The organism is Mesorhizobium sp. M0590 (assembly GCF_040320905.1).
Taxonomy (GTDB): domain Bacteria; phylum Pseudomonadota; class Alphaproteobacteria; order Rhizobiales; family Rhizobiaceae; genus Mesorhizobium.
In genome coordinates this window covers 241,231-255,340 of the sequence record NZ_JAMYQN010000007.1, presented here as the reverse complement: position 1 = coordinate 255,340, position 14,110 = coordinate 241,231, and the positions used below count along the sequence as shown (strand labels likewise).

Here is a 14,110-nt window from a genome sequence, read left to right as displayed (position 1 = left end):
GCACGCCGCGCAGAACCGGAGGAGCGGAAACGGCGACGGGAAGCGTCCAAAGACTCCGAGGAATATGAAGCCGCCAGATTGCGGTATACCGAACGAAGGCGACGTCGCTATCCACTGCGCCCTGACGACTTACCCCCGCTTGGCCGTGCCGTGGCAACGGAGCAATACGGCATCGTGGTCTTCACCGAGATTTCGGGTGAACTCGCCGACGCCTCGGAGCTAGCAGCGTTCTATCCGCAGTTGATCGAGGCGAACGTCGACCATGTCTGGGGCAGATGGCATCCGGCGACGTTGGCTGAATTGATTAGAACATGGCCCGCTCGGCGTGCTGCCGGGTTAACGGAACGGCAGCGAGGCTGGTGGCAACCAACGCGTCCGATCTTCGAGGGTTCGATCACAGGCGTCTTTGTCGAGGTAAGGCTCGATCATACCGCGCCACACGTCTTCGACCGCTTTGCGGAGGCTGTTGCGAAGGCACCCGAAATCATCGAATGCCATATGGTGATTGGTGGTTTCGACTACCTGGTCAAAGCACGAATAGCTGACATGGCGACGTTTCAGGAATTCCTGCAGCGGGTCATTCTGCCGCTTCCTGGTGTCAGGGAAACGCATCGTTTCGCATCGATCGGTGATGTGAAGCCCGACGCGTTGTTGCCGCTTTGACGCCTGCGGATCGTCCTATCGATCACACAAGTGTCCACACGACCTAACGGGTAGCCAGTGGGGTGAAGATGTCTTCGGTCACATAGGGCGCGGCCAGCGTTGTCGTTCAACTATGTCAAAGTTACCCTCGATTCCTGGGGACTTGAGACACGCGCCCTCTCCGCGGCAGGCCATTTCCCGCTAGCGCATCGCTGACTGGCCAGGACTGCTTGATCTCACCCCTTATGCCACGCTTCCTCGATCGAGACGGTCGCTCGCGTCATCGAGCTTTGTTCAATCTCGCCGTCGTTAGCATGTTGCGCGGATGTGACCTTGTGAAGACCAAGATCGAAAGCTTGCTCATCGGTCCGAAGATGCGGACGCGTGCGGTCGAGCTTGTTCTCTAGCTCGACGGCGCAGAAACGACCGAGGATTACTTCCAGACCAGAATTGATCGTTCGGCGCATATGAGCACAAGGCAATACTCCCGGGTGCTCGATGAATGCGTTGAAAACGATCGGTGTTCGGCTCGAGGATTCCTGCACGCATTCGCTTCGTCGGGCCAAGGCTTCGATCATCTACAAGGCAACCGGGGAAGTGCAGGAACTTTCAATTGTTCGCCGGTTCAACTACGCTTATTCGATTGCCATGTCGAACGCGCGGCCAAGGAGGAGGAAGGCATGCTTCGGATCGCCACTCTTGCGACTTTCAGCATAGGGCTTGCCGTTTTCGCAACCATATCAGCGCCACAATCCCAAGCCGCACCTTGCGGTATCGTGCACAAGCAGGCCCGCCAGCCGCTGAGTGATCAAAATTTCTGGCTGCTCGCTGAACATGACGGCAAAGCCTTCGTCGACCAACGCACTTGCCTCGTTGCCCGGCTAGACAGGCTTGATCAACCCGCAACGCTGAGCGACGCGATGGGGTACTGCGCTACGCTCGGGCAAGGCGGGCCGTACGGCGACATGGGCTGGCAGCTTCCGACGATGGCGGAACTGACGAGCCTCGATTCGGCGGACTGGCCAAGCCAGCGCGAGGCGTTCGCGCAATACAAGCTGCCGCCGCTCGCGCGTAGCGAAACCGAATACTGGACCCGCACTGAATGGCCGGGCCTGGCAGGGTCCTTTGCGGTCGTTGCGTTCAGTGCCCCCACCACTCTGGTGCGTCCGCTTGAAGCGTCCAAGAAGGCAGGCGTATGGTGCGTTTTTGGGGCGCCCGCCACAGGCTTGGACTAGCTAACCTGGCAGCCCGCGCAGATTGGTTGAGGTTAGGCCCAAGGCCGGATCGTGACCTCCCGCATTCGAACCGTGGGCGCGAACGATGCTTGGACGGGCCAAGAGAGCGGAAAAGACAATTCTTTACGAAACGTTAACTGCATCGACACTTAGGCACGGATTTCCGTAACGGAATGCAAAAAGCCACGTGTATCGACAGACAAACCGTTCTATCTTACTTTAGCAGTGCATTTTAAAGCGAAGTTGAATTTGAATTGGCCACGCTTTCCGTGGCCGATCCTCGCTGTAACGAGCCAATACAAAACTAATCCTGCAAAAATATTGCCTGTAGAGGAGCGATGAGGCCGCCGCTTCGGTGGCCGGGGGGCTTTTGTGCATTTTCTTTTGATCGTCTTGCTGAAGAGATACATCTTCAATCCGGCGATCGTCGTGGCAGCGTTTCTTGTCTACGGCGAAGGGATTGACCTTGCGGCAGCTCAGCAAATGTGCGGCCCCGCGCTATCGCAGTGCGACCTGCAGACCGACCCCGCATGCCTTGAACGCACCTATGCGTGCGGCGAATATGATACCGTCATCCAGTCGCTCTTCGTCGAACGGTTCGAACCGACGCCTGACCAGAAATACTTCGTCGGCGCCTCGTTCTACGGCCGCCACATTCGCGAACGCGCCGCCGGCGTGCAGTGCGAGATGGTGAAGTTCGCGCGCGAATACCTGAGTGACTACCTGTCCGGAGTCGAGGCCAAGTTCACCACCAGCGGCTCGTTCGGGACGGTGCGACAGATGGATCAAATCTATCATGCCGCGCAGATGCTGACTGACCTCGGCGACGTCACCGGTTGCCCGGAATCGGCGCTCACACGCGCCACCGTCGAGGACATCGCCCGCAGTGAGGCCGTACGCTATGCGCGCTCCGTGTTCCTGCAGCCGCCGCCGGAAGCCCGTTCCTCGTTCAAAACGCTGCAAGGCGCGCTGAGCGGCTTCGTCAGTCGGGCGTCCGATCTCGAAACAGGCATCGCTTTGCGCCGCGTCGAGATCAAATCGGCCGATACGCACTTGAAGGCGATCCGCGTCATTTTCGCGGAGATCTTCGGACCGGTGAGCGGTGCGGGCGCGACGCTGGTCGCCAACACCTCAATCCTCGACGGGCTGGCGGCGAAGACGACGCAGATGCTGCGCTCCGTCGAAGTCTCGGAGGAAGAGTTCAAGCGGGCGCTCGGTGACGTAACGCCTGAGCAATACGCCAATCTCAATCGCAAGACGGTCGCAAGCGCCGAGGACTTTCTCAAAGTCTCCGCCTTCCACATCAACATGATCGGGGTGCTGCTGCCGACCGATCCGGCAAAGCCCTTCTGGCGACTGGATGCCGAGGTTCATGCCGACAACGCGGCACAGGGCGCATTCAACGATCTCGCCAAGATTAAGGCGGACTGGAAGGCGCACGGCGCTGCGACCGGCATCTGCGCCCAGGCTGGCGCGGCCGACAGGGTGTGGTACTGCCGATGACAAGCTTCCGAGACATTGCGTTGTTCGTGATCGTCAGTTGCGTGTTGGCCGGCGAAGCCGGCGCCGGATCGATCCTGGAGCGCGCTTACACGTCGGAGAAGCTCGATGGTTTCTGGAACGCGACGCTCTCCAGCGCGACGCCCGAGACGACCCGGTTCAGCCTGCTCGCCCCCGGCCCCGCCGCCGTCGAACCGAGTCACGAGGCGACGCAGCCCGATTTCGGCCTGCCCTTCACCGGCGAGGTGATCGGCGAGGCGTCAGGCCCCTCCGGCGGCAGCCGCAGCGTCGGCTTTCCGGTCATCCCGCTTTCGGCCGACGACGCCTCGGTGCTGATGCGACGCCTCGCCTGGGCGGAGATCTATCTGAGCCGCTACCGCTTCTTCGCCCCAGTCTCGACCGATAACGCCGAAGAGCTCGCCGCCCTCGTCGGCCGACAATACGCCGCTGGCGTCGAGGCCTATCTGATTACCGGGCGGCTTTACTTCTCCGGGGCCGACTTGCCGGAGAAATGCCGGCATCTGACGCGGATGAACGAGATCGATGCCGGGCCTTTATCGGGCGCAAGCGCGGATGTGCTGCCTGCCGCCTGGCGTCCGCTATTCCCGATAATCGAAGCCGTACGCGCACGGCTCGGCTCGGACGCGCTGGCGAAGCTGGTCTGTTCGGCCAAGCCAGTGCGCGGGCGCGCCGAAACGACCAATCTGATCGAAACGCGGGTGCGCGGGCAGATCGTCAAGGCGGTCAGGACGAAGGTCGACGACACGCTCAACCTGATGAACGCCGCTTCGACCGAATACCAGTCGCTGGTCAACGAAATGGACGTGTCGATCAAGTCTGCCGAGGTGATGGAGTTGGAACGTGTGCTCGGCAACGCGCAGGCCAACATGGTGCTCGTCAAGGAGGATCAGCTGAAGGCAGCCGAGACGATCGCCACGCTGCAAGCCGTCGATCTCTCCAGCCTCAACCAGCCGGATTCGCTGAAGGAATTCGAAGACGGCAAGGCAAGGATGACGCAGATCGTCGGGCAGATCGAAGGCGTGATGACGGCCCTGTCCGGCCTCGCGCATGTCGTCGACGATCCGACAATCACGGCAGAGCTTTCTTCCTGCGCGGGACTGGCCGGCGCGTATTCGGCGCTCGACCTCACGCTCGAGACCGGCGCACTGACCGCAAAGATCAACGGCCCCTACGAGGACTGCATCAACCATGCCCGGGCTGTGGTCGGGCGGTTCCAGAACCCATCGCTTTCCAAGGTGCAGATGGCCGAACTTGCCCGGCACGTGCGCCAGATTTCCGAGGTCTTGTTGACGACGGGGCAGCCATGAGACGGTTTTTCCTGCTTTGCGGACTGGTCGTCGGCTTCATCTTTGGCGCTGCCGGAATGGCGCGCGCGCAGGACTGCATGGCGCTCGATGTTGACGCGGCGGCCGGCCATGCCGGCGAGCTGACGACGCTGCTCAAGATCGCCAATTTCCGCGCCGACGTGAAATATATGGGTGAAGTCGCCACCGAACTCGAACAGTTCCTGACGACCTGCGGCAACGAGGCGACCGGACGGCTGGCGATCGTGTGCGATTTCGACTGCCACCTGCAACTCGGCCGCTATCGCTTGTTCCTCGCCGCCGACATGCCGTTCCTGTCGTCGGCCAGCGGCGTCAGCCGCAACGATACGCCGGTTTCGCCGCAGGCGGCGCAGGAATTCGGCCGCCAAGGCATCGAGATCGTCGACCGGGGCCTTCGCATTCTCGCACGACAGCAAGGCGGTGACCAGGGAGCCGCGGCGGGAGAGGATGCGAGTTACCGCACCTTCGTGCGGCAGCTAACGGCGCTGTCCTCTTTGAAGATCCAGTTGCTGATGAACACCGGCGACGTCTGGTATCAGACGCTCTCGGAGGCGCGCGTCAAGGCACTCGACTTCCTGGTCAGCGATACGCTGGGCGCTGCCGGAGGCGCCGGCCTCAACAGTCAACCCAACCTCTCCAAGGCCTACACCAATTACGAGGCCGCAATGTGGGTGCTGGTCGAGACGGAGATGGATATTCCGGGCGAGTCCACCTACGACGACCTACGCGCCGATCTGCTGCTTCAGCAGAGCGACCTTGATGCGCGCATGGAAAGCGTGCGCAAGGGTTTCCTGTTCCTCAACATCGACCCCATGCAGTTCACGACGATCCCGTTCGAGGAACTGCAGCAGGCCCTGGCCGAAAGCGAACAGCGACTGACCGAGGTCGAGCGCAATGTCGAGGCGCTGGTTGAGCGGTGGTACGCCAACAAGGAAGGCGAAGCGACGCGCGCGCTCGACGAGGAGCGGACGATCCGCAGCCAGGAAGTCAACCTGATCGCCCACAAGATCGGCAAACTGGAGCACGAAGCGCAGACCTTCGCCACCACCGTCCAGCAAGAGATCAACGCGGTCGACGCCGAGAAGGACACGTTCGGCTATCGCCAGCAGATCAGGTCGCTGGAGATCGAGCTCGGCACCAAGATCGCCGAGTTCGAGAACCAGCGCCGTCAGATCAATAACAGACAGGAACTCGACCTAATCGTCCTCTCCAAGGAGGCCGAAGTCGAGCGGCGCAACGAACTGCGCTGGCTGCTGAACTGGGAAATGACGCAGATGAACCTCGATCTGCAGATTTCCTCGCTCGAGAGCCAGATCACCGAATATGCCCGCCAGACCGAACGCAACGCCAACGAGCTCGAACAGGCGGTTCGCCAGCGGCAGATCCTTCAAACGCAGATCACCAACAACCAGGGTGCGATCGGCCGCGCCAACGACGCAATCACCGAACTGCAACTGCGCCAGACCGACCTCTATCAGCGCCGCCGGGCCGTCGACCGCGAGCAGCTTTGCGGCATCGAGAACCAGCTTGCCCTGATTGGAGACACGGCCGACCATCCGTTCACGCCGCTGCTCGCAGGCGAACAGGTATGCCAGACTGTGACGCCGGCCTTCACGCGCAACCAATACGTTACCCAGATGTGCGGCCCGGACGGTCAGTCGGGCCTCAGGGCGCAGCTCGTGAACACGCAGACACAAGCGAGAGCGTTCCTGATGAAGTGCGTCATCGGCAACGCCGACTTCGCCGATGTCGAGCCGCTGATGTCCGACCAGCAAATGATCACGTCGAACATCCCGCTGCCGCAGGAACTGGCGAACGTCGATTGCGGTTCTTTTTCCCAGACGGAAACCGACTTCGCCAAGAAACTGTACGAAGCCGAGCGGGACGTCTATGCAAAGAAGAAGGCGGACCTTGAGGAGGCGCGTGACCAGGTCGACGGCCAGCTGACGGAAGTGATCACCTGGTTTGCCGCGTTCAACGGCACCACACAGGCCGCGCAGATCATCCTGACGTCGGTGCAAGGTGCATACTCGATCGGCGCCGCAGTGCCCGAAATCATCACCTGCGCCTGCGGTTTGGGCAGCGGCGTCGCGACGGTGATAGACGTCGCCAAACCGATCAGGGCGGCCTTGGAAGCGGCCCAATCCATCCTGTCGACGATCATCAACACCGGCCAGATCACTCAGGCGAATATAAATGAAATCAATGCGCTGAAGCAGCGTCTTACGCAGCTCCGCCAGGCGATCGAGCAACTCGATCTTGACAAGGCCCTCAAGGCAAGGGCGCTGGTCGACACGCATTTCCAATTGGCCGGCCGGTTGGCGCAAGGGGCGCAGGACATCAAGGAACTGGCGCTGCAAGGCTCGATGGCGGCCGTCGACTGCCAGAGCCAGGATCTCGGCATCGACGAGCAGGTGGCGCGGCTCAAGTCCGACCACGAACGCATCCTCGCGGGGCTCGATCTTCAGGCGCGCGAAAACGACATGCTCAGTTTCCAGATCACCGACCAGCAGCGCACGATCGACCGGCTGACCAACGAGATCGGGATTCTCAATCTGGAACTCGACAAGCTGTCCCTGTCGGAAGCCCAGCTCAACCAGGATAATGCACGTGTCGCCGAACTGGTCGCTGCAACCAACGGCCGCATCGACCGCGTCCGCGCTGCGCAGACGACAGTGACCGGTCTCGCCGAGGAATCAAATGCCTCGACCAACTTGATCAACGAGCTGCGCGACCGGCAGAAGGAGAAGATGCTGGCGCTGAACGATGCCGAACTCGCCTTCGTCGAGCAGCGCATCACGCAGTCGCGCGGCAACACCGAGGAACTCGTAGCAGGCCTGAACCAAGCCAAGGATCTCGGTCTCAAGAGCCGCGCGCTGCAGGACAGCATTCTGAAGTTCCAGGGCAACGTTCAGGCCGAGGTGACAAAGCAGCAGGAGGACATGACAAAGCTGGTCACCCAGATCGACGATCCGGCGGCGCGCAAGAATCTGTTCATCGCGACCCAGGAGACCGTCGCCGACCTGATGAAGGGCATTCCCGAATATCTGGTGACCAAGCGGCGCGTGCTCGAGACCGCCAACCGGCTGATGCACCTGATGCGTCGCCGCTTTGAAGTGGTGCAGGCCTTCACCGGCGAGGCCGCAACCGTGCCCGTGGTCTATGTGCGCAACGCAACCCAGCTCCAGGCGATGATCGACGACATCGTTGCCAAGCGCTTCTTCGACGAGCGGCAGATCAATATCGATGTCGCCCAGATCGTAGTGCCCGCCAATTCCGGTTTCGCCCGCAAGCTGGCGCTCGACGAGAATGTCGAGTTCGAGGTTTCGCCCTTCGCGTCGACCGACGCGCTGATGAAGGCGAACGGCTATTTCGCGCTGTGGGCGCCCAACAAATTCCGTGAGCGCAAGAACCTGACCCTGATCGATGTCTTCGTCGGCACCGACTACCAGTGCACTGGCGCGCAGTGGAACCGCTTCGCCTTGCAACACCGCGGCAGCGGCTTCGTGTTCAAGCCGCTGACCAAGGGGTCGAACGAGGTCCGCGCCGACATTTCGGTCGGACCAGAGCGGGTCGCCTTGCAGACCTTTTTCAACCAGGCCGACAGCGGCGACGAGATCAGCCGGATCATCCGCTACTGGGTGCAGGATCGCTACCAGGCGCGCAAGTTTCCGCGCGCGCCCGGACCTTCGAACGACACCAGCCTGATCCTGCCCTATCTCGGCGCGCCGCTTATCGGCTCGTACCGGCTGTCGCTGCAGCCGAGCGACTGCCCCTTCGACGGCGCTGTGTTCACCCTCTATTTCATCTTCGCGAGCGCGTCATGAGAGCCATCGTCGCCACAGCAGCGCTCGCTCTGGCGTTTGGCGCGACGGGAGCGGCCGCGCGCGACCTCTTCGTCGACAATCTCGCCGGCTATACAATCGAATCGCGCGTTCTCGACGCTCCAAATTGCGAGGGGCCGGCCATTCCTGACGGCACGCTGAAGACCTTCGAGCAAGGCCTCTGCGTCTTCCACCGCCCAGCCCGCAGTCCCGACGACAGCCAACGCGCGGCCAGCCTGATGCGGGAGGCACAGACACGCGGGCTGCCGCCCGTCCACCAGCAGCTCGCCGGGCTGGTTTCAGGCCTGGCGATCTGCGCCGAGGCGACGCGTCACCTCGACGCCTACCGCGCTTCGGGCAACCAGAGCCGGATGGAGCAGACGCTGTTCTGCCGCGACCGGCGGCACAGCCAGGCAGACCTGAACGCGATCGAATGGAACCATGCGCTGTTCGAGTACGCCGACGGGCTCGCTTCGAACCGGACGCTCGAGCAGAGGCTGGCCGAGATGAGCGCCTGCCAGGCTGGGCCCTTGAGCGCCGATTTCGACGCCCAGTGCGGCCTGATCTCCAATCTGTCCGACATCGAGATCGATGCCTTCGCCGACGGGGCGGCCGACAAGGTGATCGAGAGCTACTTCGCCAGCGTCGAGAGCCCGATCACGGCGATGTTTTCCCGCAAGCTGAAACGCGCCGAAGGCCTGGTGCAGAGTTCGCGCGCCGGCATCGACGACATCAAGGCAGGCGCCGACACAGTGAACAAGGAATACGCCGCGCTGAACCAGGTCTACGTAGCGGCGCGCGACACCAGGATGGGGCCGATCTACAACGCCTACCGCGAGGCGATCCTGAGGGCGACCTCGATCCTCGACGAGTTCGACCGCTGGAAAGGCGGACTGTTCATAACCTCGGAAAACATCAACCTGATGCCGAAGATCACCGAACGGTCGGGCGAGATCGCGGGCGAGAAGACGCGGGTAGAAGGCCTCGCCTTTGGGGGCAAGGCGAGCGCGCTGATCGCCGACATCAAGCGCATCATCAATGCTGACGCCGAAAACCGCGCCGCGGTCGGCGCCCTCTGCCGCATCTACTTCTGCGAACTGACCAACCGCCGCGCGATGGCCGACGTCATCCGCACCTGTCGTCGGCCGGCGCTCGCCAACAATCCGCTGTGCGTCGGCCAGAACGGGCAGGTCACCAATGGAACTCTTACGGTCGATTTCCAGGGGCCGCACTCAATCTCGGTTAAGGCGCTGTGCCAGTCGGCTGGCCTCGATCCGTTGATGACGGAGGTCAATATGGACCCCACCCGCGCCGCAAGCTGCCTGAACGAATTGCGATGAGACAGGCGGCCGTCTTGCTCACCCTGCTTCTCGCGGGCGCTTCGGCGGCCCGCGCCGAGCCGCAGCTTGCCGCTTTCGTCACCGACCAGAACAACGACGTCTATGTCGCGCTTTTCGACGGCAAGGCGGTGGAACTCGCCGGCTGCACCAGCGGGAGCCAGGCGAAGCGGCTGCTGCACTTGCCCGACACCGCCGCGGTCTCGGAGGCGACGCTCGCCAAGCTTCAGGCTGAAAACGGCTTTGGGGCGCAGCCGCGGTTGCCATGTCCCGGCACGGCATTCAATATCGCCTGGCCCGCGACGACCGCGATCTGGGCCGATGTCGAGGCATCGGGCAACTATTATCTCCCCTCTCTCTCGGGCGGCGGCTATTTCGCCGTGCCCACCGCCTGTGTGGAGATCAAGGCGGCGCTCGCCATCCGCGAGCGCCTGCAACTGCCGGGCGTGCTCCAGGGCTTTGTCGCGCCGCCCGATGTCGGGACACCGTTCGTACTCGATTGCGGGCGCGGCGATCTTAGCGGCACATCGGATGTCGCGGTGGCGAGTGCGGCGCGCTGGAGCCTGCACCGGTTCGAAACTTTCCTCAGCGCCGAAAGCATTGGCGACACGGTTTTTGTCGTGGGCTACACGCCGCCGGGCGAAGGCGCGCAGCCCTCCTACCTGCCGATTGTGCGCCTCGACGGCAAGGCGACGCGCGACATCATCGCCGATGCACCCGCAGCGGAAGCGGCGGAGGAGAAACTGCGGTCATTCTTCGGCATCCCCGAGGCCGAAGCCGTAACCCCGCTCGGCGCCGACGCGGTAGCTGCGCTTCGCTCGGCGCCCTTCATCGACCTGTGTCTGTCGAATTGCGATGGCTATCAACGCGAGCACGCGGCCTTCGCGCAACCGGGCGTCGACCTCGGCTTGTCGCCGCTGTCCGCCGGTCTGTCAATCACCTCGCTCGACCCCCTCGGCAATGCGCGGCTGGACTGGACCTTCGCGCAAGGGCGGAACCTGTCGTTCACTGGCTGTCCGCTTCTGACCTCGGCGCTCGGCCTGTCCGCCCCCGGCATTGGCGACTGGATGGACGAGACGGATCGCGCGCTGACTGCCGCTCCGTCGCCGGGTACCGGCTTCGACTGCCGGGGCTCGGCCAGCGATACGTGCGTTCGCCGCATCAATGATGGTGGCACGCTGACACTGATGCAGTTCTCCTCTGAGGGCGATTGCGCCGGGCGGGTGAATCTCAGGCTCGAACTGCCCGCATCGGTCCAGGTGCCGCAGACGCTGATCCTGAAGGGACTGCCGTTCAAAACGGTGCACATGGCGCCGGCCCCCGGCGTCGCCCGGGCACGGCTCGTCGGCAACCCCAACAGGGTGCCGGCCGGCACGTCCTCATGCATCCTGTCGGCAACAGGCGTCATCATCGTCGCGGACGGATTGCCGCGGCTTGAACTCGAGCGGATCGATCTGGCGCGGGCAGCCGCTCAAACAACCGACGAGGTCGTTGCCGTGATCGCGCAGAACGGCGCTGTCGCGCTCGACGATGTGACCATCGGCACCGTGGCGGACGGATTGTCGCCGATGGCGCGCGGCGCGTCGCTGTGCCTGGCCGATCTTTATGCGCGCGGGCTCAGGGTGGAGGCAGACATGCTGGCGATCCAGGGGGTTCGGGCACGGCTGCTGATCTCGGCCCAGGCGCCCGCCCGCTCCACTATTGTCCGCGCGCGCTTCGGCGCGGTGCTTACCTCCGACAGCCTGATGCGGATGGACTTCACCGACATCGCCGCAGCCAATCCGCTGGTGCTGCGCGGGGCGGTCGTGGCGGGCCGCTCGGATGGGCTCGCGCCGATGGCAGCTGGCCTTGCGGTCGGCTCCGCCATCCAGCTCGAGCGCGGTTCGTCAGCGAATTTCACCACCTCGACGGTGTCGGGCTTCCGCTGCGCGGTCAGTTTCGCTGACAGCGCCTCTAGCGCCAGTTTCCTGCTGCCGGGCAACGACATCGCACGCGACAACACCAGCCGGGCCTGCGGGCCAGGCCACTTCAGCCTGGTCGAATAGAGCGGAGAGGAGAAACCAGATGAACCGCATCGCCCAATCGCTGCTTCTTCTTCTGCTGCTGGTGCTGCTTGCGGCGATCGACGCCGGTCCGGCCCGCGCCGAGGAACCGAAGGTGGTTCTGTTCGAGGATCCAACGCTGAACGCCACTCGCTTGCACTATCCCCTGCTCATCTCCGAAGGACGCGGCTACCGCATCCGCTGCGGCGCCCAGGCAGACGAAGAGGCGGTGATCCGCGGACTGGGCTTCGCCACCGTCCCGTCACAAGTGCTGACCGCCGTCGACAACGCGGTCATCGCCGCCGAACCCGCCGCCAATCCGCTGTTGTGTCCATCCGACGAGAACTACCCGATCAAGGTCTTCGCGCACGACGGCGGCAGCGGGATCGTATACTACCTACAGTTCCCGACGGATTTCGGGTCAACATCCTTCTCCGACCAACTCTACATTCCCGGCTGCGCGCCCCTCGTCGCGGAACTGAAGCTCAACCTCAATCAGGCGACTGACGCCGACCCCACCCCGTTCTTCGCCGGAAAGGTCCATACCATCGCATGCGTCGCGGGCCCGCCGGTTGCCGGACGGCCGACGACCTTCGCCAGCTGGTGCAGCAAGGATGACCTTGACCCGGCCCAGCAGACGACGGTCGAGGAACTGCTCGATCTGACACCCGGCGGGGCATCCGCGCTGGGCAATCCGGCGGCTTGCGCAAGCGCGCAGGACTTTCTCGCGTCGAGCACGACGCTCGACCTGGCCGGGCGACGGCTGACAAATCTCGAGCCGCTGGCGACACTTACCCATCTGACGCGCCTGACCTTGTCCGGCAATGAGATCGCCGACACGCGCGATCTGGAAAAGCTGACCAAGCTTGCGTTTCTCGATCTGTCGCGCAACCGGATCAGCAACATCAACGTGACGGCCGTAATGAAGGATCTGGCCGACGCCGACCTCAGTTCCAACCAGATCGCCGACTTGCGGCCGCTCGCCTCGGCACGGGCGCTGACGCGGCTGGTTCTGGCCAGCAACAAGATCACCGACGTGTCGCCGCTGCGGTTTCTGCAAGAACTCACGGCGCTCGATCTGTCGAAGAATCGGATCGCGGATGCGAGCGCTTTGATGGGCCTGACCAAGCTTGCCGCTCCGAACCTGCGCGCGAACCGCCTGGCCACGGCGCAGTCCGTCAGCGCCATCCTCCCGTTCAATCCTTCGCTGGACGGCAATCCGGTCTGCATCACCCGACCCGAGCAATCGATCGCGGTCACCGGGAAGATTTTCGAAGCGTGCATCACGGCAATCAAGGAGGCCGACGTGGTGCTGGCAAACATGCAGACCGGCAAATGCCTGGCTGTTGCCGGGGGGCGCGTCGACAACAACGCGCCGGCCGTACAGTTCAACTGCGACGGCGACCAGTGGCGCCGCTGGAAGCTGGTCGAGACGGATGACGGTTTTCAACTGCAGAACGTGCGAACCGGAAAATGCCTGACGATTGCAGGCGGGGTCAGCACCGACAACAACGTTCCGGCCCTCCAATTCAGCTGCGACCGGGACCCGTCGCGGCGCTGGAAGCTGACCGCGACCGGTGACGGCTTTCAGGCTGAAAACGTGCAGACGGGGAAATGCCTGACCATTGCCGGCGGGGTGAGCACTGATGACGACGTCCCTGCCCTCCAGTTCAACTGCGACCGCGATCCGTCGCGGTTCTGGAGCATCCGGGCGGCCGACCCCGAAGTCGTGCTGGTGAACCGGCAAACCGAAAGGTGCCTTTCGGTCGCGGAGGGACGAACCGACAACAATGCGCCGACGGTGCAATTCGACTGCGACGGCAGTCAATGGCAGCGCTGGAGGCTGGTCGAGACAGGCGATGGTTTCCAGGTGGCCAACGTCCGGACAGGCAAGTGCCTGACGATTGCCGGCGGAGTCAGCACCGAAAACAACATTCCAGCCTTGCAGTTCAACTGTGACGGCGATCCTTCACGCCGCTGGAACCTGGTCGAGACGCGCGATGGAGTTCAGGCGGCAAACGTCCAGACGGGCAAGTGCCTGATCATTGCCGGCGGGGTCAGCAACTTGAACAACATCCCGGCCCTTCAGTTCACCTGCGACCGCGATCCGTCGAGCTATTGGACCATCGAGGCGGCGGACGAGATGTAACGCTGCCAGTGGTTCGGGCTGATTGAGCCGCATCG

At 63.1% G+C, this 14,110-nt stretch carries 9 protein-coding genes; 8 read left to right on the top strand and 1 reads right to left on the bottom strand.

All coding sequences use genetic code 11. From position 1 onward, the window contains the following. The first annotated feature begins 240 nt into the window (after nt 1-240). Nucleotides 241-663 (top strand): Lrp/AsnC ligand binding domain-containing protein, encoded by a 423-nt coding sequence (locus NKI52_RS32740; RefSeq protein WP_502897757.1) that lies wholly within the window; start codon nt 241-243, stop codon nt 661-663. Between the two features lie 215 nt (nt 664-878). Here the strand turns inward: NKI52_RS32740 and NKI52_RS14670 are convergent, their stop codons facing one another. Further along, nucleotides 879-1,220 (bottom strand): hypothetical protein, encoded by a 342-nt coding sequence (locus NKI52_RS14670; protein WP_352576703.1) that lies wholly within the window; start codon nt 1,218-1,220, stop codon nt 879-881. 102 nt (nt 1,221-1,322) lie between these two features. On the opposite strand from NKI52_RS14670, the gene NKI52_RS14665 reads away from it, so the two are divergent. From NKI52_RS14665 to NKI52_RS14635, 7 genes are all read left to right on the top strand, one after another. After that, on the top strand, nt 1,323-1,877 hold the full coding sequence (locus NKI52_RS14665) for an Lcl domain-containing protein (RefSeq protein WP_031212469.1): 555 nt from the start codon (nt 1,323-1,325) through the stop codon (nt 1,875-1,877). Nucleotides 1,878-2,249: 372 nt separating this feature from the next. Continuing rightward, nucleotides 2,250-3,380, top strand: a complete 1,131-nt coding sequence (locus NKI52_RS14660) for a hypothetical protein (RefSeq protein ID WP_245274782.1) — start codon at nt 2,250-2,252, stop codon at nt 3,378-3,380. Then, nucleotides 3,377-4,705: a hypothetical protein gene (locus NKI52_RS14655; RefSeq protein ID WP_352698372.1), complete on the top strand. Its 1,329-nt coding sequence runs from the start codon at nt 3,377-3,379 to the stop codon at nt 4,703-4,705. Before NKI52_RS14660 ends, NKI52_RS14655 begins: the two co-directional genes overlap by 4 nt. Then, nucleotides 4,702-8,550, top strand: coding sequence for a coiled-coil domain-containing protein (locus NKI52_RS14650; protein WP_352698370.1), 3,849 nt, complete (start codon nt 4,702-4,704; stop codon nt 8,548-8,550). Before NKI52_RS14655 ends, NKI52_RS14650 begins: the two co-directional genes overlap by 4 nt. Further along, nucleotides 8,547-9,887 carry a hypothetical protein gene (locus NKI52_RS14645; protein WP_352698368.1) on the top strand — a complete coding sequence of 447 codons (1,341 nt, stop codon included), beginning with the start codon at nt 8,547-8,549 and terminating at the stop codon, nt 9,885-9,887. Before NKI52_RS14650 ends, NKI52_RS14645 begins: the two co-directional genes overlap by 4 nt. A gap of 14 nt (nt 9,888-9,901) precedes the next feature. Then, nucleotides 9,902-11,929 (top strand): hypothetical protein, encoded by a 2,028-nt coding sequence (locus NKI52_RS14640; protein ID WP_198023625.1) that lies wholly within the window; start codon nt 9,902-9,904, stop codon nt 11,927-11,929. A gap of 61 nt (nt 11,930-11,990) precedes the next feature. After that, nucleotides 11,991-14,075 carry an RICIN domain-containing protein gene (locus tag NKI52_RS14635; protein WP_352698366.1) on the top strand — a complete coding sequence of 695 codons (2,085 nt, stop codon included), beginning with the start codon at nt 11,991-11,993 and terminating at the stop codon, nt 14,073-14,075. The last annotated feature ends 35 nt before the right edge of the window (nt 14,076-14,110 follow it).